Below are 19,833 nucleotides of genomic sequence, written 5' to 3'. Positions count from 1 at the left end.
ATTTTAGAAATAAGGACCAATGCCAGAAAGTATCTAAATTACTAAAAAATCGTAATTTTATTTCCATGACATCAATATTGGCTAAAGAATTACTAAGACAACAATATGTCCTGGTAAAAAGTTCCAGGACTGTTGTGCTCGATTTTTTAGAGACACAATTAAAAGAGGAAGTATTCAGCCCATTGGACCAATTTAATGGCTTCTCTCCAGGCAAAATGTTATTGCATATTGCAGGAGTATATTGCCATTGGATCGGCAATTTCTCTCTAAAACTTAACATTGATACTTATCAGGATTACAACGTTTCTTCATTTAGGGTGCTTAGAACCTTATTTGAAAAAGCCGACAGCCTCATTTTAACTTATATTGATGAATTTGGTAATAACCCAAACCAAGTGATCAGCGGAATAATTTCGGGCAAAAAGATGGAGGCTACTACCCTGGAGGTCTTTACCCATGTCTTAACACATGAATTTCATCATAAAGGGCAAATTATGATTATGTGCCGCTTACTTGGGCATACTCCTCCGGATACAGATATTATCAGATTTTAGTTTAATTTACATATTATGGATCAGGATAAAAAAAGGCAGAACCAGACAATACATGGGGTTTGGATTATTTATTATATTTCCAAAACCTGCCTTTGCCTTCGGCTATCCATTCTAAGGCTTGTTCTATTCTGGTTTGACGAGTGGCGTCTGTTTTTGCATCGATTATCCAAACTAAATAGTCTTTCCGAAATGAAGGTGATTTGCTTTCAAAAATCTCTTTAATCGGTGGATTTGCTTCCAGGATTTCACTAAAATAATCTGGTACTTGAATAACTTTGGGCTTCTCAGCTTTCGGTTTTACTATTTTTATTCCATTTTCATTTAAAGCCATCGCCTCTTTTACATACGCGATCAATGTTTCTTTGTCCGGCAAATCTGACAGGGATTTGATTTTATCCATATTTCCCATTGTTTGCTCAGGTTTAATGTTCTCTTTCAGTTTTGGATTAGTTATTAATGCTGCTTTCCAAATGCTGAATGAGCAGTGATTTTTGTAGGCAGCAAAGATGCACATCATATCGCCATGGTAATCGAAATGTGGAATACCCCATTTAATTACTTCCTCAACATCCGGACATGTTTCATGGATTATTTGGCGTAAATATTCCATAATAGGCTTTGCAAAATCTGCTGATTTTGCATAATACTCATCGAATTTTGGATTGAATTGTGGCATTTTTAAAGTAAGGTGTAAGTAGTTTGCTAAATAAAGATGATGAAATTACCCCTAAAGTCAAATTTTATATACTTCTAAATTATAATCTAACTTTTGTTTCAATCAGACTAAGCAAGGGGTAACTTCGTTCATAGATTGATAAGACCAACGTTAACACTGGTTCGAGACTGCTTCGGAAAAAGGTACCTATTTTCCGAAGAAAACCCGAATTGAACTTGATTCTGTCTTAATTCTGCCCAGCAGGAGGTTTCAGTGAGCAGATATTTAAACCCAAATAAATTATTTTTCGTCACCCCTCTTTAGCAGAATCTAATGATTATCAGATAAATAAGCATATCCCCCTCTATGCGGAGCAGAAAATAGAAAATTTATTACTGAATAAAATGAACAAACAGCTAAACTTTAGTAGATTTAGTATAACTAACAGCTATTAACTTCAGAAAAAGCGATCCTTGGCCGTATGATACCTAAAGCAAATAACCAGCATCGAGTTTCTGTAGAGAGTTTTGATAGCGAACCTTTTTTTGAAGTTTCTCAGGATTTAATGTGTATCGCCGGATTTGATGGATACTTTAAAAGAATCAATCCTGCGGTTTCTAAACTGTTAGGATATAGTGATGAAGAGTTATTTTCAAGACCTATTAATGATTTTGTTTGTGAAGAAGACCAGAACATTACAGAAGAACTTAGGAACAACCTCAGGAAAAATATTCCACTCTTAAATTTCGAAAACCGCTACCTCACTAAAAAAGGCGAAATTGTGTGGCTGTCATGGACTTCAATTCCTGTTCCTGAATCCAAACTGGTTTACGCGGTTGCCAAAAATGTAACACACAAAAAGAAACTTGAAGAAGAACGGAATAAACTTTTGATCAGCCTATCAAAGATTAATGAAGAGCTGCAGCATTTAACTCATATGGCCTCGCATGATCTGAGGGCACCTGTAAATAACTTACTTGCAATATTTAGTCTTTTGGATACTTCTACAATTCAGGATAAAGAAACTGAAAATCTGATCAATATATTACAATCAACAACAGAGGAATTGAAGGTTACCTTAAATTATTACCTGGATGCGGCCAGTCAGAAAAAAAGCGTTCATGTGCCCACAGAAAACCTGAATCTTCATCATTCTCTGAACGGGGTGTTTCATTCTATAAATTCATTGATACTAGGCTCCAGAGCTATTATTAGAATTGATTTTTCTGAATTTGATACGATCAATTTCAACAAAGTTTATATGGACAGCATATTTCTAAACCTGATCACTAATTCCATTAAGTACGCAAAACCAGATTCACACCCTGATATTTATATTGCCACCAGAAAAACAAATGGTGCCCGACAATTGATTTTTTCAGACAAAGGCCTGGGGTTTGATATGGAAAAATGTAAAAACAAGATATTTGGGCTACATCAAACATTCCACAATCATACAGATAGCAAAGGTATTGGCCTTTATTTGGTATATAACCACATTAATAGTTTAGGAGGCCATATTGATGTAGAAAGCAAGGTAAACGAGGGAGTTAGATTTGTGCTCACTTTTAAGGATTAGCCCTATTACCTAAATCCCTCTGTGGGTGCGTAGCCAAAAAATTTCTTAAATGCGTAACCAAAATGGGAGAGATTTTCAAATCCTGTTTCCAGATAGACTTCTGAGGGCTTCCGTTTTTTTTCTCTGATTTGATAATGGGCCAGTTTCAGTCTTTTTTGAGTAAGCCATTTCTGTGGTGTGGTTTGAAAAGTTTTTTTGAAATCGCGCTTAAACGTTGTCAGGCTACGTCCAGTCAGGTAACCGAATTTTTCCATCGGCATATTGAACATATAATTTTTTTCCATGAAATTAGCGATATCAATCTTTCCGGGCTCTGCAAAGTTGGCCAGCATATGGTCAATACTGGGTTCGATAGTTCTCAGGATATGGATAGCCTCTTCTATTTTGAGTGAAGCGATGGCGCCAGGTAGTTTTTCTTTGAGCTCAAAATACGGGATTAGTGAAGAGAGACAGCTTTTTAATAATGGATGTTGTTCAAAGGTTCGAAAGCTAGGAGGTGGAATCGGTTCTCCCTGGGACTGGGGCTCATTTTTATTATAGTAGTCTTTTAGCCGCTCCAGCTTAAGGTGCATGGCTACCGATTTATGAGACAAGCCATGTTTAGGATAATTGAGAACCGTAGCCAGCAAGTAACGCGGAAACAGCAGGGTATCTCCTGCTCCAAACACATAGGTCTGATCGGCTTGCACGATCCTGGTTTCTCCCGAGATGATCCATACCAGCAAATGGTCTTCAAACAGCACATCGGCTTTGAAGAACTGGTCTTCAAAGCACGATCTCTTAATATCATCGTGTATGTATTCTATCTGATGTGCCATGGTTTACCATCTAAAATTAGGGAATTAATTGCATAGCAATGTTCAATCTGCTGTAAATATCACTTTAGTCATTTCTTCACTTAATTGCCAAAGCCGTTTTGCATTTTCTGGATCTATTGAGTAGGGTGTCACGCCACGAAGTGTTAAAGGGTTATCGTACTGATGATCGATGTTTCCCAAGTCAAGCTCTGCAATGTCTCCATTTTCACAATAAACGCCGCCTTTACCCTCAAGCTTTTGACTGGTTGCACACCACAATGTAGTTGCGGCACCCTGCGGTATTGTTTTGAGCTTTTTAGCTACCTCTGGATAGATTTCGCCATTCTCGTCATGGGTTCCCATCTGCTGAAACAAAGCCATTGGGGCTACCCTTCCGAGATCTGTACCGTTTACAGAGCCAGGATGCAATGAGAAGGCACGTACGCCAAAGTATCTACCCCTATGATCCAGCTCTACAGTAAACAGGTTATTTGCCGTTTTAGATTGACCATACCCCTGCAAAGTTTCGTATTGACGATGTTCAAAGTTGGGGTCTTCAAAATCAAATGGTGCCATTTGATGTCCGAATGAAGACACATTGACCACTCTGGCGCCATTTGCCTGTTTTAATGCCGGCCAAAGTTTAGCGGTAAGCTGAAAATGTCCTAAATGGTTGGTGGCAAGCTGCGACTCATAACCGCGTAAATCGCGCTGAAGCGGCACCCACATAATGCCTGCATTGTTAATTAAAAGATGCAGCGGGCTATTGGTTTCGAGAAAATTCCTGGCAAAGGCATCAATGGATTCGGGATTCATCAGATCCAGATGTTCAACGGCAATGTTTTTTACTCCATCAAGATTTTTTTTGGCTTTAGCTACATCGCGGGCGGGGACGATTACTTTGGCCCCTGCTCTACTTAATAACTTAACTGTTTCTAAACCAATACCAGCATAGCCACCTGTTACAATAGCGATTTTTCCAGTGAGGTCGACTCCTTTAATTACATCATTGCTTGTTGATGTGGCATTAAACCCTGAACCAATGGGTTGTTGTAAAGTACGATTGTACTTGTTTGTTTCTTTTTGTTCCATCTTATTTGTTATTTATAACAACAAAATTAGATGGATATTGGCCGGTGTGTTTTGTTTAAAAGACCTAAATCTTTTGTTTTAAAGACCAATTGATCAGGAAAGTGTTTTCCACTATCCTGATCAATTGGATTGGGATGTAAATTGTATAATTTAAGATTGCAACAATCTATTTCCCTTGATTTTTCTTTTCAGTAATCTCTGTTCTGATCTCCTGGGCAAGCCCTTTAATCTCTTGTAAAGCTTTACGCACTCTGGTGCCGGCAGCACTGTTTCCAGCGTTATAAAATTTTTCTACGTCTGTCTCTACCGAGGCTACAACCTCTTTTAATTTTGCGAACTTGCTCATAATGTTTTTAAGTTAATTATTAATATTTATTAGTTTTCTGGCGTTGAATAGCTACTATTACCTATCCAACAATGTAAACATAGAAGAATAAAAATAAAGTCGCAAATAAATACTACTAAATTAGTATACTTTTTTTATATTTGTTTATCAACAGCATTAATCGTTAAGATTATTCATGTTTTTACTTAAGGTTGAACCGTATGCTCAGTACGGTAAAAAGCGGGTTGTTTACTCATTGCAACCTGCTTTTTAAAGTTCCATGCTGCGAAGCACGAACAATACTCGTTTAATTTATATTTGGTTTTTAAAGGCTATCTGAAGAGATAGCCTTTACTTTAATCAACTAGTAAACAGACACTTTCCTAAACTTTTCAGAAAATGGGTTGTTGTTAAATATACATCTACATTTATCCAACAGCTATGAAGAATCCGATTAAACTAGCAATATTAATAACTACATGTTATGCAATTTTTATTGCGCCCAGTTCTGCGTCAGCTCAGCAAAACGATTCCATTACCGCCGATCAATTCTTACAACAAGCATCCATCAGTGGTATTAATGAAGTTTCTATGGGAAATCTGGGATTAAAAAGAGCACAAGACTCGAAAATTAAAGATTATGCTCAAGTCATTTTGAACGACCACATGGTTATTAATGCCGAGATAAAGGCTCTGGCAAAAAGAAAAAATATAAAACTACCAGATTCGATGAGCATCCCAATTAACAGCATGCAAACCAGGGTAGATACTGCCCTGAGTAGTCCATCTGTAAAACAAGCGGATACGTCTACAAACAAAACTATAGTTGCAGATTCTGTTGAAGCGAATTTTGATTCTGGCTATATGCAAATGATGATCAAAGATCATCAGAAAGCCATTGATTTGTTTACGCAAGGAAGCCAAAACAAGGATCCCGATATACAAACATTCTGCTTAAAATATCTACCTGTTTTGAAAAGGCATTTAGATGATGCAGCGAGTATTTCTAAGGAAATGCCGCTTAAGAAATAGTAGAGATCGGCATATAAAAAAGGCCCGCCACTATAGCGAGCCTTATGATAAGCTTAATTTATTTGCGTTTATTACCTGGTGCAATCAGCTGTCCAGGTAGCTCCATTATTAGAAACTAACACTTTTAAGGTACTGGCATTAATTGAAATACCAGTTACTCCACTTCCAACACTGACATAGTTGTTATCGCCAGATTTTTCAAACTTCACTCCCTTTATATCAGGAATATTATTGCCAAAGAAAAAATTGTAAGTATCTCCGACTTTACTCACTGTAACCTTTCCTTCTGAACTGGTTATTGTGTTGTCATCTTTTTGGTAAGAGATAGATCCTCTATAGGTTCCAACAAAGAAGTCTTTGTCTGCCGGATCTGTGTCTTTCTTACAGGCGATCATAACCGTCGTAGCGATTAAAAGTAAACTGAGAATTCTCATTGTCTTTTTCATAATATGATATTTTGATGTAACAGTCCTATTACAAAGGCCATGCCAACAGTGGCATTACAGCCTTAGCAAATGGCGCGGAACGATCAAAAAATACTAAAAATTCAAATGGACAAAAAGTACTTTAAGCAAAGAAAAAAGGGCTATCCAATTTGGACTGCCCTTTTTTCTTTGCGTATTAAATAACAATCTTAGAACGCGTAGCGCACTGTAGCTCCATAAGTTCTAGGGTCACCAAGTACACCTGCATATAGGCCAGAGTTGCCAGCTGCAGCCTGTAACTGTTCGAAGTAATTGGTATTTCCAATATTTCTAACCCAGCCAAAAATGGAGATTTTATCTGATTTGAATCCAAGTCTTCCGTTCACTAATGTATAACCATCAACATTTAAGACTTTTGAAGGTGTTGGATTCGAAGAATATTCCGAACGATAACTAAGATCACCAGCGATAAAGAACCTACCATCTCTGGTGCCTACTTTACCAGGAGCGCTAAATTCAGCACCACCAGAAGCATTCCACTTAGATATACCTGGCAATCTTCCACCTGAAGCATCTTTAAAGGCTACTTGAGTTGCAGTACCATTAACAAGTTCTGTATGTCCTGTTTCTTCTAAAGGAAGTGGTGCATTGGTGAATTTTTTATATTTACCATCAAGGTAAGCAACAGCAGCATTTATAGACAAGAACCTTTCTAACTGATAACTTCCATCAACTTCCAAACCTTTTACATTCACTTTTTCTGCGTTTGCAAGATAACCTCTGTTTACACCTAGTTGTGGAGATTGGACGTTAGTTTGGTAATCTTTAATATCTGTATTAAAAGCTGTTACATTTACAATAGCACCTTTAAGAGGTTTTGTTTTTAAACCGAATTCATAATGCTGAACATATTCCGGTTTTACAACAGCAAGAGACAAGTCTGCTTCACCAGTACTGGTAGTTGGTAAACCTCCTACGTTCACACCAACTGGTTTATAAGCGGTAGAATAAGTTCCATAAACGTTCAACTTAGTTGTAGGGCGGTATGACAAGGTGATGTTACCAGACAAGTTATTGTTATCTGTGTTGATATTGAATTTTTGATTGGCATAAACAGCAGCTTTAAGCGCAAGCAAAGCAGGATCGGTAGTTTGAAGACCTCCATAAGTTGTTCTGTCGTAATCAACATCTTTCTTGTCGTAAGTAAACCTTAAACCAGGTAAAACGTGCAAGTGTTCTACAAACTCCCAATCGGCCTGCGCAAAAATAGCAGCACTTAAAGATTTGATAGTTGAATTGGTTTTGATACCGAAGCCATCTAACAGACCAGGTGTTGTATATCCTGCCTGAGCACCGGTTGCAGATGTTTGTACAAATCTCCATTGATCTTTACCCACCTCTTCAGTCTGCGATAAACCTTTCAAATTCTGAGCAAGTGCAAATACACCTATCACACCACTTACTTTCTCTGTGATATTTCCAGCATATCTAACCTCTTGCGAGTATTGATCATGGCGAGAGTTTCCTTGCGATTTAGTCAATGCCGACAATTCAGAGAAATCTCTGTCGTTTGTAGGATCCCAGTTCCAGAATCTCCAGGCAGTAGTAGATGTAAGTGTTCCATTTCCTATTTTATAATCCACGTTTAAAGAGATACCGCCAATTGACTGATCCTGTTTCCATGGTGTATTGGTATTGATCTTTCTTGAAAAAGGATCTATTTTAGGTTGCTCATATCCTAAATCAGAAACAATTTTGGCATACTGACGGTAAGCACTTCTTTCTGTAGCAGTTACACCAGCAATGACCAATGGGTAACCTGCCGGATGCTGAATGCTTACATCACTGCTTAACAAAATTTGTAATTTATCTGACGGGGTATAGTATAACTGGCCTTTAAACCCAAGGTTATTTTGACCACTGTATCTGCGTTCTTCGCTGGTATTAAAAATTGTACCATCTCTTTGTGTGCCTGAAATGGCCAACTTTGCGGCCAGATTTTTTGCTACTGCTCCAGAAACCGATGTTTTAGCTTGTATAAAGTTGTAATTTCCAACATTCAATTCAACTTTTGCAGTTGGAACCAGTGTTGGTTTTGTAGTGGTGATGTTGAAGGCACCTGCGGTTGTATTTTTACCAAACAAGGTACCTTGAGGGCCACGAAGGATTTCTATCTGCTCAATATCAAGAAAATCTGTAGATGTAGCAGCGGGACGTGCCTGATAAACTCCGTCTACGTAAAAACCTACCCCAGGATCAATACCGTCGTTGGTTAAACCAAATGTTGACCCTAATCCTCTGATATTAAGTGTAGTGTTTCTTGCATTTGAGGCATATAGCTGTACAGAAGGCACCAGCTCTTTTAAACGGTTAACGTTAAAAGCTCCTGCGTTTTCGGCAGCCTGACCACCAATAACAGTAATTGCGATAGGCACATCTTGTAAAACTTCCGAACGTCTTCTTGAAGTCACAACGATTTCGTCAAGCTGTGCATTTTCAACCAGGGTTAACTCTAAAGGAGTATCCTGAAATTTCAGGATTTGAAAATCCTGGGCTTTGTAGCCTACTGAACTAATTTGAAGATAGAATGGAGGCTCCTGCTTTGTACTGATGCTGAATTCTCCTTTATCATTAGCAGATGTAGTTATTTTTGTACCTCTGATGAGCACAGTTGCATTTGGTACCGGAACGCCATTGGCACCCTTAATAACACCCGTTATTGTGCTTTGGGCAAAAGTAACGCTTGCCGTGAGTATAAGTGAAAAGAGAATAAGTAAACTTTTTTTCATGATTTTAAGATTGATTGTTTGGTTATACGCTTTGATTTTGTTTTGTTTAAAATGGTATTACTCAGGATAAAATTGCAAAGCAATGCCCTGCGGATGTTTTTTGACATCCCTTATTATTATATTAATGGAATTTGTGGGTGTTAGTTTACGCTGAGATTGCAGCGCGCTGAATCAACAACAACAACATTCTAAAAGGAAATGCATTCCTTTTTTAGATGTTTTTCTTTTCATTTTTATAAAATGCAAATCTGTTTTCATTTGATTACAGCTTGTAAACAGTTATTTAATTATGCAAATATAATACTTTTTTTAAAACAAACAATAAAATCTATAGAAATAGTAGTTTATTACTTAGACACTCCCATTAAAGCCTTAGCTTGATCCCTCCATTAATTACAAAACCGTCAACAGGAGCGTAAATATCCCTGAATACAGGATCCGTAATTGTACCAGTATAAATGGTATCAAACTTGGTTTGTCGGGTATTAGTGAAATTTTCAAAATTCACAAAAATGGAAAAGCGTTCCCATAATTTTTCAGCCATCAATCCTGCTGTCCAGTAGCTTTTACCTGTTGCACCGTCATTTAATCTTTGTTTACTGAAATAATAAGCCTCGGCACCAATTTTCCATTCATCCTCTACTTCGTACATGAGCACATTGTTGAGTCTATGTTTTGAAACCAGTGGATAAGCTGTACTGGTACTGCCAGTATGCTGATTTACATCGGCATAGGTATAGCCAATAAATAATTTGAAATCACTATAGGTGATCTTGGCATTGGTCTCCATCCCTTTAGTATCCAGATTTCCCTTTGGCTGCACATATTCCAAATTGCCCCCTGTAACTGCAGTAAGCAAAATCGGATTGTTGATTCGGGTATAAAAGAACATTTGGTTAATACTGAAGCCTACCTTATCTTCAAATAATGTAGTTCTATAATTGATGTCATAATTGGCACCATAAGAACGCTCTGCCTTGGTGGTGGTCACGTCAATTGGCAATACATTACGGAACTGGATTCTTTCTGCATCTTCTGTAAACACCGTTGGCGCTTTATAACCTAGTCCCCCACCTAAACGGGTCGAGAAATGTTCATTGATCTTCCATAGTCCAGAAATTCTGGGTAAAAAGAAAATTCCATATTCGTTATGGTAATCGCCCCTGACACCCGATTCAATATTAAAGCGTTCTGACAAGTTCCAGGTATTTTGCACAAATGCACCAATGGTGTTGTAGTTGTAACTCCTTAGTGCAGCATTGCTGTTCTGGTCTTCTTTGAAGTGATCAGTCAGGAAGTTTACACCCGCTACCCAGTCTGCTTTTTCTCCGTTGCGATTATAATTGGCTTCACTGTAAGTAGATACTTGTATGCCCGAAAACAGGTAGTTCGGCAGACCAATGCTCCGGTCGTAATAACTCACGGAATTACGGACAACGAGTTTTTCCTGATTATTAAGTTTATGATCCAGTTCAAGCTGGGAACTGTAACGTCCGGTTTTATTCTCTTCAAAATAAGAATGGGCTACACTACCATTTCCTTTTACATATTCCAGGTCACCTCCTATCCTTTTTTCAGTCGTGGCATTGATTCCAGCCGAAAGTGTAGTTGCATCATTAAAATAAAAGAACAGTTTCGGATTTAAAGTAAAGCGGTCGAACTTAGGAATAGCGGTTAAACCAATATCCGAAGGATCATAAGCTGTTCCTTTGTTATAGGCTGCATAAACGGTAACACCGATTTTTTCGAACTTTTGGGCATAAAAACCACTAGCATCTAATCCCAATGCAGATGTTCCATTCAACAGGAAGCTCAGCTGGCGTTCTTCGGTTGGCTTTTTCGACACTAAATTAACCAATCCGGCTATCGCTCCACCGCCGTATAACGTTGATGATGAGCCTTTAATTACCTCCACCTGCTGTAGATCAAGCGGTGCGATTTGCAACAAGCCTAATCCACCCGAAAAACCTGAATATAAGGGAAAGCCATCCCTGATGATCTGGGTATATTTTCCATCCAATCCTTGTATACGGATGCTGGAATTACCGCTGGTAGCAGAGGTCTGCTGAGTTTGGATCCCTGTACTTTCAGCGAGCATCATTCGAATGTCTCCAGGTTTCATATTTCCTTTCTCATCAAGTTCTTCACCAGCAATTACCTCAACCCGTGTTGGGACGTTGTCAATTGTACGGCTGCTCCTGGTAGCGGAAACCACTACTTCGTCAAGTTCCTCCTCTTCCGCTGCCGCTTCAAGTAAAACCACTATGTCGGCAGTCTGATCAATCGGAAAAGTAAGGGTATCTGTCTTTGTTTTAAAACCTATGTAACTGAACTGGATGACCTGCGGGCCTGCGGGAACATTGCTTAAAGCTACATGCCCATCAAATCCGGATACCGAACTAATAGCAGATCCAAGCAATTTCACACTTGCCCCAGCTAGTGGTTTATTTGTTTTCGCGTCTTTAACAAGCGCTTTATATGTATTTTGAGCATAGGCTGAAACTGTAAACAGCAACACAGCCAAAAGCACAATCAATTTTTTCATGATAAATTTGTAAATAAGATAATTCAATAATACTGGTCGGAAAGACCTCGGACAAGAAACTAGCTTAATTTAGGTGGTTGCCAGATTGGAGTAGATATAAGCGGAAGTTCAACCGAAAGATAAAACATATTGTGCTGCACTGCTTTAAATGGCACCGCGAAAGTAAAGGCAGAAAAACCAGTAAACGTAAAACCGATACAGGTGCCACAAACATAAAACGGCGAACAGTCCTTGCAACAACTGTCTTCATTTTCCGCACAATGATGATCAACCTCTTTTTGAATGGTTTGATGGATATGGGCCTCATCTTCCTCCAATGCGCAACACGGCACCAATGTTAGTGTTAGCACAATGATCGATAAAAATAAGGCAATTAGCTTCACAGGGTAAAAGTAGAAAATTTCGGATGATATTAATCGTTGGGGTTACAAAAAATGGCGACTGAAATTCAGCCGCCATAATAATAAAACAGAAATAAAAAGATTCTAAATATTAATAGCCCGGATTTTGGTACATCTTAACCGGATCTAATTTTACTTCATCAAAAGGAATTGGATAGTAACGATCTTTTGTGGTCATGTTGGATAGTTTAGCAATGCCGTATGATGATTGCGGTTTTGCTTTAAAGTAAGCCACCAATTCTGTCGTATTAAAAGTTCTGATAAGATCAAACCATCTCTGATGTTCAAAAGCAAGCTCTACTCTACGCTCATGTAAGATGGCCAGTTTCAGGGTTGGGTATTTTGAAGTATAAGAAGCGTCTGCTTTGGCAATGGCGTAAGTTGGCATACCTGCTCTGGTTCTAACCATATCCAGATATTGAATGGCTTCTCCTTCGTTGCCCTGAAGATTACTAACTTCTGCCAGCATCAGGATCACATCTGCATAGCGCATCAATATACAATCATTGCCTCCGTAACCATTTTCAGCTGCTCCTGAACTTGCGTCACGGAACTTGGTAACAAACCAATCCTTAACAATCGGGTCATTTGCATACTTAACCGAAAAATCTTTTCTCAGGTCGTTTGTTTCATAGTCATTAATCAGATCAAGTTTTACGTTTCCGCCAATACCTGTAGCTTTTTTCAAGGAATTGATAGTTTCTCCTTTAGCTTGATTGTTGGCAGCTATGCTTGAACTGTAGCTAACATCTCCCTGCTTATAAACGATCTGAAAAATCAACTCTTTACAAGTTGTCTTTTTACTGACATCAAATACCTCTGTATAGGGAATTTCTGACAAGGCCCCGAAAGCACGCATGTTGTAAGCAGCGAGTAGATAAGTTTTAGCATTGGCTAAGTTCTCTGGCTTGTTGGCTTCAAGGGAAGTAGCCATAGTTAGGTAAACTTTACCCAGATAAGCATTTATTGCAGCTTTTGATGTTCTTCCAAGACCTGAAACTGGCTGGAAGTTTGGAAGATTAGTATTTAATGCGTCCTTTAGGTCTGCAACGATTTGATTATATACCTCTGTTTCAGATACTCTTACCGTATTTTCTGTTACCTCAGCAGTAGTAGTTAGATGTTTGGTAACCAAAGGTACAGCACCCCACTTACGAACCAGTTCAAAATACATCAAAGCCCTGATGAATTTTGCCTCTGCAGTGTAAATGGGCTTATTGGCTGGATTGGTAAATGTTGGCTTGTCTATGTTGGACAGAATTACGTTACATCTGGTAATGGATTGATATAAAGCCAACCAATGACTTTTTAAATAGGAGTTACTTGGTAAAAGAGAAAAATCGTTGAACTGAAACGGCTCTCCGGCGTTACTCTGATTGTCATTTCGGCCGGCATCATCAGAACGTTCATCGGTAAAAAGGCCACTACTCTCACCAACTGTATTGCTGCTTCTAAGGGATTGGTAGGCACCATTAACAGCTAGCAAAACGTCATTTTCGCTCTTAAAATAATCGTCAACTTTAATGGCATTAGGGTTGGTTTGTGCCAGGAAATCTTTTTTACATGCACTTAAACACACCACGATGCTTAAGGCCAATACTTTAAAAATATGTTTTTTCATCTTTCTTAATGCTAAAAAGTAAGTTTAAGACCAAGGTTATAAGCTCTGGCAAGTGGATAATTTCCATAATCGACACCAGGGGTTAGGTTAGAACCTTTACTATAATCAACTTCGGGGTTATAGCCTTTATAATCAGTTATGGTAAAAGCATTATCTACACTTGCGTAAATGCGGACGTTACTTACTTTGAGTTTATTTGAAACAGACTTTGGTAAGCTGTAGCCTAAAGTAATGTTGGTACATCTGAAATACGATCCGTCCTGAATATAAAAGGTAGACAAACGTGTGCTATTGCTTTGAGTTCCGGCTCTTGATGCTCTGTAAATTATACCTGAACCTGGATTGGCGTCGTTACGGTAGCGGTTTGCCACTTCTGCATACTGATTGCCTGAACCCTCCATATTGAATAAATAATAATCCTGACCATCCAGTACCTGATTCCCCTGAGAGCCATTGAATGACGCTCTAAGATCCAGTGTTTTATACGAAGTATTTAATGCAAAGCCATATGTGAATTTGGCATAGGGAGTACCAATTACAGTTTTATCAGCATCGTTTACAATTCCATTGCCGTCTGTATCCTGAAAATAAAGATCACCCACCTTAAGAGGATTTGTAGAAGCGGCTGAAGGAGCAACTTTGTCAAGATTTTCTGCAGTTACCCTGCCCAGTACTTTAAAGCCATAGAACATTCCGACCGGTTGGCCTTCTTGTGTAATGTGCGTAAGGTAAGAACGTTCGGCACCATTAGCAAAAATGGTACTTGCACCACCCATATCTAAAACCTTATTACGGTTTAACGCGATATTTCCGCTCAGGCCAAAAGTGAAGTTTTCTTTTTGAATGATCCTTCCGTCTAGTTGCAAATCAAAGCCTTTGTTTCTGATCTTACTGTCATTAAGGTTTGTTAAAATAGATGAGGTACCGGATATGGCCGAGATAGGTTGATTGAACAACAGATTATAAGAGTAACTCAAATAATAATTAAAAATAACGGATAGGCGATTTTTAAATAAGCCTATATCTGTACCGAAATTGTATTGTGAAGTAGATTCCCAACCCAATTCTATATCCTGAATTGCATTTGGCCATATAGCTGTTGATACACTATTCCCAAATACAACACCCCCAGGTGAGCTCATTTCTTGTTGCGTACGATAGTTTGGAATGTTGTTGTTACCACTTAAGCCCCAACTTGCTCTTAATTTAACGGTTGACTGTTCACCAAGGAAGTTATTATAGAAATCTTCCTCTGAAATACTCCAGCCTGCTGCAATTGAAGGGAAGTTTCCATATTTATTCAGTGGCCCAAATCTTGAGGAACCATCACGACGGAAGGAACCTGTCAGGAAATATTTTCCTGCATAATTATAACTGAAACGGCCAAAGTAAGATAAAAGAGTAGTGGTTGATTTTCCGGTTTCGGTACCTAGTGTAAAAAAACCGGCATCGGCTCCTTTATCAGTAATTTCTCCAATGTTATTATTCTGGAAACCTTTTGCGGAAACCCGAATCAGATCACTAGTGCTTTGCTGAGCAGAATAACCGCCTAAAACATCCAGCTTGTGTTTGCCAAAAGTTTTGCTGTAATTTAGAGTAAATTCTGCCAGTTGGTCAACTTCTTTTAATGTTTGTGCAATTGCGGTTGCTGCTGTTATCGCCTCGTTAGAATACGGCGGATTATTGCCACTGCTGAGACTGGTGGGCAAATAGTAATCATACTTTTCACTGAAGGTTTGCATGCCCACATTTGCTTTGAACTCCAGTCCCTCAATGATCTTATAGGCAGCATTAGCATTATAAGTACTTTTGTCACCCTTTCTTGTTATTTTCATTTGCTGAACTGTAGCCAATGGATTTTCAGGGTTTTGGATGCCGTATGCTGAGGCTAGTGAAGCCATTCCAAACTGAATAGGTGCGCCATTTGCATCTCTGGCAGGAAGATAAGGCAAATATAGTAAGGCAGACATCATTGGACTCAGATTATAACGTCCTTCCTGCACTTCACCGTTGCTGTTTTGCGTGTAAGCAACATTAGCACCCACATGCAGGCGTTCACTTACATTTCCATCTATATTTGACCTGAAGTTGATCACCTTTTGATTCGTGTTGGTTACGATACCATCGTTGTCCTGATAACCACCACTTAGGAAATATTTAATGTCTTTATTGCCTCCGGAAAAGGATAAGTTATGGCGCTGAAAAGCTGCATTTTTATACAACTCATCTTGCCAGTCGGTATTATAAGCAGCAGGAATAGCTTGTTGGGTACTAAAATTATAAATATCTGAAGGGATACTTACACTACCTCCGTTACCTATATTAGCAATACGCGCAGCATTATTGTCAGAGAACATAGCATCTGTCCATGGTTTTCCGGCATTTACCATCAGGTCCTTATATGCATTATTACGTCCATCAATTAGTAACTGAATAAACTGATTAGCATCTAATAATTTTACTTTTTTAGCCAATTGAGAAATACCAGTCTGCACATCATATTCGAAACGGCCTTTTCCATCTTTACCTCTTTTTGTGGTTATCAAAACCACACCACCCGATGCTCTGGAACCATAAATAGCAGCTGAGGCCGCATCCTTCAAGATATCTATACTTTCGATATCCTCAGGATTTATGGAAACGTTATTCCCGGCAGGATACCCATCGATTACATATAAAGGATCTGAACTTGCATTGATTGAACCAATACCTCTTACTCTTATTTTTGTACCTGAATAAGGTGCACCACTTGTTTGAGATACCTGTACACCGGCAACTTTACCTACAAGGGCCTGCCCAACGGTTGCTGAAGTTAAGTTAAGCTCACTAGCTTTAACACTGCTAATAGCCCCTGTTACATCAGATTTTCTGATCTTTTGGTAACCAATCGCTACTACCTCATCCAGTGTGTTAGTGCTTTCCTTTAATGAAATATTTAAGGTTCTTGCCCCATTTACCTGCACTTCCTGTGATTCGTAACCGATGAATGAAAAAACTAAAGTTGATCCTTCCTCAAGCGAAATCGAATATTTACCATTAACATCTGTGGAAGTAGATTTTTTGGTCTTTTTATCATAAACGCCTACACCTGGAAGTGGCAGTTGGTTATTATCGGTTACAATACCGCTTATGGTGAAAGTTGCTTTATTTTTGAGAACAGATGTATGAATACTATATCTGTTTGAAGCCATTATTGGCGAATTGAAAATTGCGAGTATTCCTACCGGAAAAAGCAATTTTCTACAAGTGTTTTTAATACCTGCATTGAAAAAAAATGATGTCATCTTTAGTTTTAGTAATAATTTTGAATAATTCCTGGTTTAAATGTTTAAAGAGCATGTAGAATCAGATTCACATAGGCAAATAACTTTAGTTAAAAAACAAGTTTATTTGAGTGCTTTAATTCAGCCAAAAGTATGTGTGTATTTTTAACACTATGTATCCCCAGTATTAAGTCTATGAGAAGGTTTTTAGGTAAAAACCTAAAAAATTATCATTAGAATCAGATTCCATTAAAATCAGCCCAACAGAATTAATACAGCCATAATGTTATATTAATGGCACTTATTTAGCTTGCGGAAATTTATTTCATGAGAATACTCGTTACTATTTTGCTATTTTGGTTATTTATATTTCAGACAAAAGCACAGCAAAATTCTGCAGATCAATCTTATCAGCTGATTATCGGAAAAAGTCAGTTATATAATCCTTACATTCAGTACAAAAGTTATTATTTGCTTACACTCATACAGGAGCTTCCTGATTTGAGAAAAGCAATAGCCGAAGATCTGGTGTTTCAGAAGCTGTTAAAGGACAAAAGCAGTAATGCAGCTACTGCATTAAAAACCTGCGCACAAAATATTAGCTGTTATGCTGATGCAATGAAGTTTAGCGAGGCAGAAATTTTATTGGTTAATGAAAGACTTATTACTTTATATAAAAAGGAAAATGTATTTGGTGAGGTTGTTAAAAACCATCTGTTACCATCAGGCTGCTACAGCTTGTTTCAGGATTTACCTGGCCAACAATTACTTATAAAAGCATGGGAACAGGACGCTAAAGCTCTTAATTATGCTATTGAGGTATATATTGAAGGTAAAAAACCTAATTATCCCAAAATAGATTCTATTGCTTTCAGCTCAAAGGATAAGGAATTTCCTACGTTCATTTCTTCAAATGTATCGCTCAATACAGGGCCTGATAAAAAGCTCTTTTTTGAGCCTTCAATGAATTTCGCATTAGGTGCACTTGAATTGAACAACCGTTTAGAAGCAGCGGATTATGAACCCATGAACACTGGTGTTAACCAATCTGCAATCGCAAAAATCAAAAAAACGAATTTCAAAAATTACAAATACAGCGTAATCTTAGTTCCAGGAGCCGGACCAGAAGATAGAGATACTGAGTTAAGTGTGGGTGGTATGATACGTTGTAGAATTGCAGCAATTCAGTATCATAAAGGCGTGGCGCCGTTTATAGTGGTATCAGGCGGAAGGGTTCATCCTTATAAAACCAAATATAGTGAGGCTTATGAGATGAAGAAATTCTTGGTAAGTACTTTACATATTCCTGAGAATTCAATTATTATGGAACCTCATGCCCGACATACCACAACCAATCTTCGTAATTGTATTCGTTTGATGTTTCGTTATGGGATGCCGATGGAAAAATTGGGATTGATTAGCACAATCAAATCAACTATTCCTTACATCTCGGGAATACTTTCTGACCGCTGTAAAAAAGAATTGGGTTATTATCCATATAAAATAGGACAAACGCTGAGCGATACGGAAGTTGAATTTTATCCGAACAGCATGTCTTTACAGATTGATTTTGACGAACCCTTAGATCCTTAGCTAATGAAACTTCTTAGTGCGACATTGATTACTGGATTGGTGATCTCTGTATTTAGTTATAAACCACTTTCGGGCACCATTACAAAATCTTTTACACTAGATTCCCTAGGAGCCTGTCAGGGAATATCCAATCAGGACGGAAAGTATTTTCTATACGGCGATCGCGAGATTGGCGTAATGCGGCAATATCATTTAAAAAATGATTCATTGATATACCGGCCTGAGGAGTATCATTTTACCATTAAAGGCGAAAATATAATTAAACATCCTACAGGTATTGCCTTTAGAAAAGGTATGCCAACTTTTATCGGAAACTCTGTACGTCAAAATGCTGAGGGAACTCTATGGAAAGCAATGATATATTCAATTGATTGGTCAAGGTTTCTAAAAAGCAAAACCTTAGACGGTAATTTATTGAAAACAATAGAGGATGATGCCTGTATACAAGGAACCAGACCAGAATACGTAGAGCATAAAGGAAAATGGTTTATGGCTACAGCTGATTACGGAAATAAGGCAAACGAAGTGCGCCTTTATGATGCTATTAAGCTTTCCAAAGCTGACAAAACAAGTGAAAAAGGATTATTGTATCATAAATTCACATGCTCTCCCTGGGTACAAAATCTTCATTTTATAGAAAGTAAAGGCATACTGGTTCTTATTCAAAATCAAATTGAAGGTCGCAAATGGAGGTTAACTTTTGTAGACTTAAACAAATCGATCGCGAGCGGTCATGAAGAAGTTATTAAAGTTATCGATACAGATAAAACTGATGAACTTGAAGGATTCACTTTAACCGACGATCAGAACAAAGGAATTGCAGTTAGCTCTTCCAGGAAAAATAACATCAGCTTAATGGATATTAATTGGAGCAAAAGTTAAAGACACACAACTATTTAAGAGTTTAACACCCGATTTCTCAAGTCATTAGAAGGCAGCTCAAAAAGCGAAAAAGTGCCCTCACTTCTCTGATTTTACATTTTTCTGACCAATAAACAAAAAGACTACCAAATTAGTCGTATTTTTATTTATCTTTGCAGCCAATTAATTTATTATTCAACCCAATTGATGAAAGACATGCAAATATTTGTACGCTACCTACATTCTATTCCTATTTAACTTGTTAAGCTGATCCTGTTAATACAGTTTGGCTGACACATCT

The 19,833-nt window shown here is 38.0% G+C and carries 15 protein-coding genes; 5 read left to right on the top strand and 10 right to left on the bottom strand.

Annotated features, from left to right (window positions below):
• The first annotated feature begins 65 nt into the window (after positions 1-65).
• The gene (locus tag HQN86_RS06265; protein WP_172660139.1) at positions 66-554 is read left to right on the top strand and encodes a DinB family protein; all 489 of its coding nucleotides are present in this window, start codon (positions 66-68) and stop codon (positions 552-554) included.
• Between the two features lie 64 nt (positions 555-618).
• Here the strand turns inward: HQN86_RS06265 and HQN86_RS06260 are convergent, their stop codons facing one another.
• The gene (locus HQN86_RS06260; RefSeq protein WP_172660138.1) at positions 619-1,230 is read right to left on the bottom strand and encodes a YdeI/OmpD-associated family protein; all 612 of its coding nucleotides are present in this window, start codon (positions 1,228-1,230) and stop codon (positions 619-621) included.
• 460 nt (positions 1,231-1,690) lie between these two features.
• On the opposite strand from HQN86_RS06260, the gene HQN86_RS06255 reads away from it, so the two are divergent.
• Positions 1,691-2,788, top strand: a complete 1,098-nt coding sequence (locus HQN86_RS06255) for a PAS domain-containing sensor histidine kinase (protein ID WP_172660137.1) — start codon at positions 1,691-1,693, stop codon at positions 2,786-2,788.
• 5 nt (positions 2,789-2,793) lie between these two features.
• On the opposite strand, the gene HQN86_RS06250 is transcribed toward HQN86_RS06255, so the two are convergent.
• The 3 genes from HQN86_RS06250 to HQN86_RS06240 all read right to left on the bottom strand — a co-directional run bounded on the left by HQN86_RS06250 (position 2,794) and on the right by HQN86_RS06240 (position 5,023).
• Positions 2,794-3,606, bottom strand: coding sequence for an AraC family transcriptional regulator (locus HQN86_RS06250; RefSeq protein ID WP_172660136.1), 813 nt, complete (start codon positions 3,604-3,606; stop codon positions 2,794-2,796).
• A 42-nt stretch (positions 3,607-3,648) separates the two neighbouring features.
• Positions 3,649-4,677: an SDR family NAD(P)-dependent oxidoreductase gene (locus tag HQN86_RS06245; protein ID WP_172660135.1), complete on the bottom strand. Its 1,029-nt coding sequence runs from the start codon at positions 4,675-4,677 to the stop codon at positions 3,649-3,651.
• Positions 4,678-4,843: 166 nt separating this feature from the next.
• The gene (locus tag HQN86_RS06240) at positions 4,844-5,023 is read right to left on the bottom strand and encodes a histone H1 (RefSeq protein WP_068893411.1); all 180 of its coding nucleotides are present in this window, start codon (positions 5,021-5,023) and stop codon (positions 4,844-4,846) included.
• Between the two features lie 420 nt (positions 5,024-5,443).
• Between HQN86_RS06240 and HQN86_RS06235 the strand changes: the two genes are divergently transcribed.
• A complete protein-coding gene (locus HQN86_RS06235; protein WP_172660134.1) occupies positions 5,444-6,034 on the top strand; it encodes a DUF4142 domain-containing protein in 591 nt (196 codons plus the stop codon).
• 71 nt (positions 6,035-6,105) lie between these two features.
• Here HQN86_RS06235 and HQN86_RS06230 read toward each other — a convergent pair whose 3' ends face one another.
• From HQN86_RS06230 to HQN86_RS06205, 6 genes are all read right to left on the bottom strand, one after another.
• The gene (locus HQN86_RS06230; RefSeq protein ID WP_172660133.1) at positions 6,106-6,480 is read right to left on the bottom strand and encodes a hypothetical protein; all 375 of its coding nucleotides are present in this window, start codon (positions 6,478-6,480) and stop codon (positions 6,106-6,108) included.
• Positions 6,481-6,668: 188 nt separating this feature from the next.
• Positions 6,669-9,248 carry a TonB-dependent receptor gene (locus HQN86_RS06225; protein WP_172660132.1) on the bottom strand — a complete coding sequence of 860 codons (2,580 nt, stop codon included), beginning with the start codon at positions 9,246-9,248 and terminating at the stop codon, positions 6,669-6,671.
• Between the two features lie 364 nt (positions 9,249-9,612).
• Complete coding sequence (locus tag HQN86_RS06220; protein WP_172660131.1) at positions 9,613-11,793, bottom strand: TonB-dependent receptor; 2,181 nt, start codon at positions 11,791-11,793, stop codon at positions 9,613-9,615.
• Between the two features lie 59 nt (positions 11,794-11,852).
• On the bottom strand, positions 11,853-12,143 hold the full coding sequence (locus HQN86_RS06215; protein ID WP_172660130.1) for a hypothetical protein: 291 nt from the start codon (positions 12,141-12,143) through the stop codon (positions 11,853-11,855).
• A 142-nt stretch (positions 12,144-12,285) separates the two neighbouring features.
• On the bottom strand, positions 12,286-13,815 hold the full coding sequence (locus HQN86_RS06210; RefSeq protein WP_172660129.1) for a RagB/SusD family nutrient uptake outer membrane protein: 1,530 nt from the start codon (positions 13,813-13,815) through the stop codon (positions 12,286-12,288).
• Positions 13,816-13,826: 11 nt separating this feature from the next.
• Positions 13,827-17,099: a SusC/RagA family TonB-linked outer membrane protein gene (locus HQN86_RS06205; RefSeq protein ID WP_172660128.1), complete on the bottom strand. Its 3,273-nt coding sequence runs from the start codon at positions 17,097-17,099 to the stop codon at positions 13,827-13,829.
• A 306-nt stretch (positions 17,100-17,405) separates the two neighbouring features.
• Here HQN86_RS06205 and HQN86_RS06200 point away from each other — a divergent pair, with 306 nt between their 5' ends.
• Positions 17,406-18,671 carry a YdcF family protein gene (locus HQN86_RS06200; protein ID WP_172660127.1) on the top strand — a complete coding sequence of 422 codons (1,266 nt, stop codon included), beginning with the start codon at positions 17,406-17,408 and terminating at the stop codon, positions 18,669-18,671.
• 3 nt (positions 18,672-18,674) lie between these two features.
• A complete protein-coding gene (locus tag HQN86_RS06195; protein ID WP_172660126.1) occupies positions 18,675-19,553 on the top strand; it encodes a hypothetical protein in 879 nt (292 codons plus the stop codon).
• The last annotated feature ends 280 nt before the right edge of the window (positions 19,554-19,833 follow it).

Origin of the sequence: Pedobacter panaciterrae (assembly GCF_013204795.1) — a bacterium.
GTDB classification, from domain to species: Bacteria; Bacteroidota; Bacteroidia; order Sphingobacteriales; family Sphingobacteriaceae; genus Pedobacter; species Pedobacter panaciterrae.
The sequence above is the reverse complement of the archived record's forward strand: the minus strand, read 5'-3'. Positions and strand labels throughout refer to the sequence as shown.

Excerpts from the sequence above, each read along its gene's own strand:
- HQN86_RS06265 (WP_172660139.1), top strand. The coding sequence starts at position 66 with ATGACATCAATATTGGCTAAAGAATTACTAAGACAACAATATGTCCTG.
- HQN86_RS06260 (WP_172660138.1), bottom strand. The coding sequence starts at position 1,230 with ATGCCACAATTCAATCCAAAATTCGATGAGTATTATGCAAAATCAGCA.
- HQN86_RS06255 (WP_172660137.1), top strand. The coding sequence starts at position 1,691 with ATGATACCTAAAGCAAATAACCAGCATCGAGTTTCTGTAGAGAGTTTT.
- HQN86_RS06250 (WP_172660136.1), bottom strand. The coding sequence starts at position 3,606 with ATGGCACATCAGATAGAATACATACACGATGATATTAAGAGATCGTGC.
- HQN86_RS06245 (WP_172660135.1), bottom strand. The coding sequence starts at position 4,677 with ATGGAACAAAAAGAAACAAACAAGTACAATCGTACTTTACAACAACCC.
- HQN86_RS06240 (WP_068893411.1), bottom strand. The coding sequence starts at position 5,023 with ATGAGCAAGTTCGCAAAATTAAAAGAGGTTGTAGCCTCGGTAGAGACA.
- HQN86_RS06235 (WP_172660134.1), top strand. The coding sequence starts at position 5,444 with ATGAAGAATCCGATTAAACTAGCAATATTAATAACTACATGTTATGCA.
- HQN86_RS06230 (WP_172660133.1), bottom strand. The coding sequence starts at position 6,480 with ATGAAAAAGACAATGAGAATTCTCAGTTTACTTTTAATCGCTACGACG.
- HQN86_RS06225 (WP_172660132.1), bottom strand. The coding sequence starts at position 9,248 with ATGAAAAAAAGTTTACTTATTCTCTTTTCACTTATACTCACGGCAAGC.
- HQN86_RS06220 (WP_172660131.1), bottom strand. The coding sequence starts at position 11,793 with ATGAAAAAATTGATTGTGCTTTTGGCTGTGTTGCTGTTTACAGTTTCA.
- HQN86_RS06210 (WP_172660129.1), bottom strand. The coding sequence starts at position 13,815 with ATGAAAAAACATATTTTTAAAGTATTGGCCTTAAGCATCGTGGTGTGT.
- HQN86_RS06205 (WP_172660128.1), bottom strand. The coding sequence starts at position 17,099 with ATGACATCATTTTTTTTCAATGCAGGTATTAAAAACACTTGTAGAAAA.
- HQN86_RS06200 (WP_172660127.1), top strand. The coding sequence starts at position 17,406 with ATGAGAATACTCGTTACTATTTTGCTATTTTGGTTATTTATATTTCAG.
- HQN86_RS06195 (WP_172660126.1), top strand. The coding sequence starts at position 18,675 with ATGAAACTTCTTAGTGCGACATTGATTACTGGATTGGTGATCTCTGTA.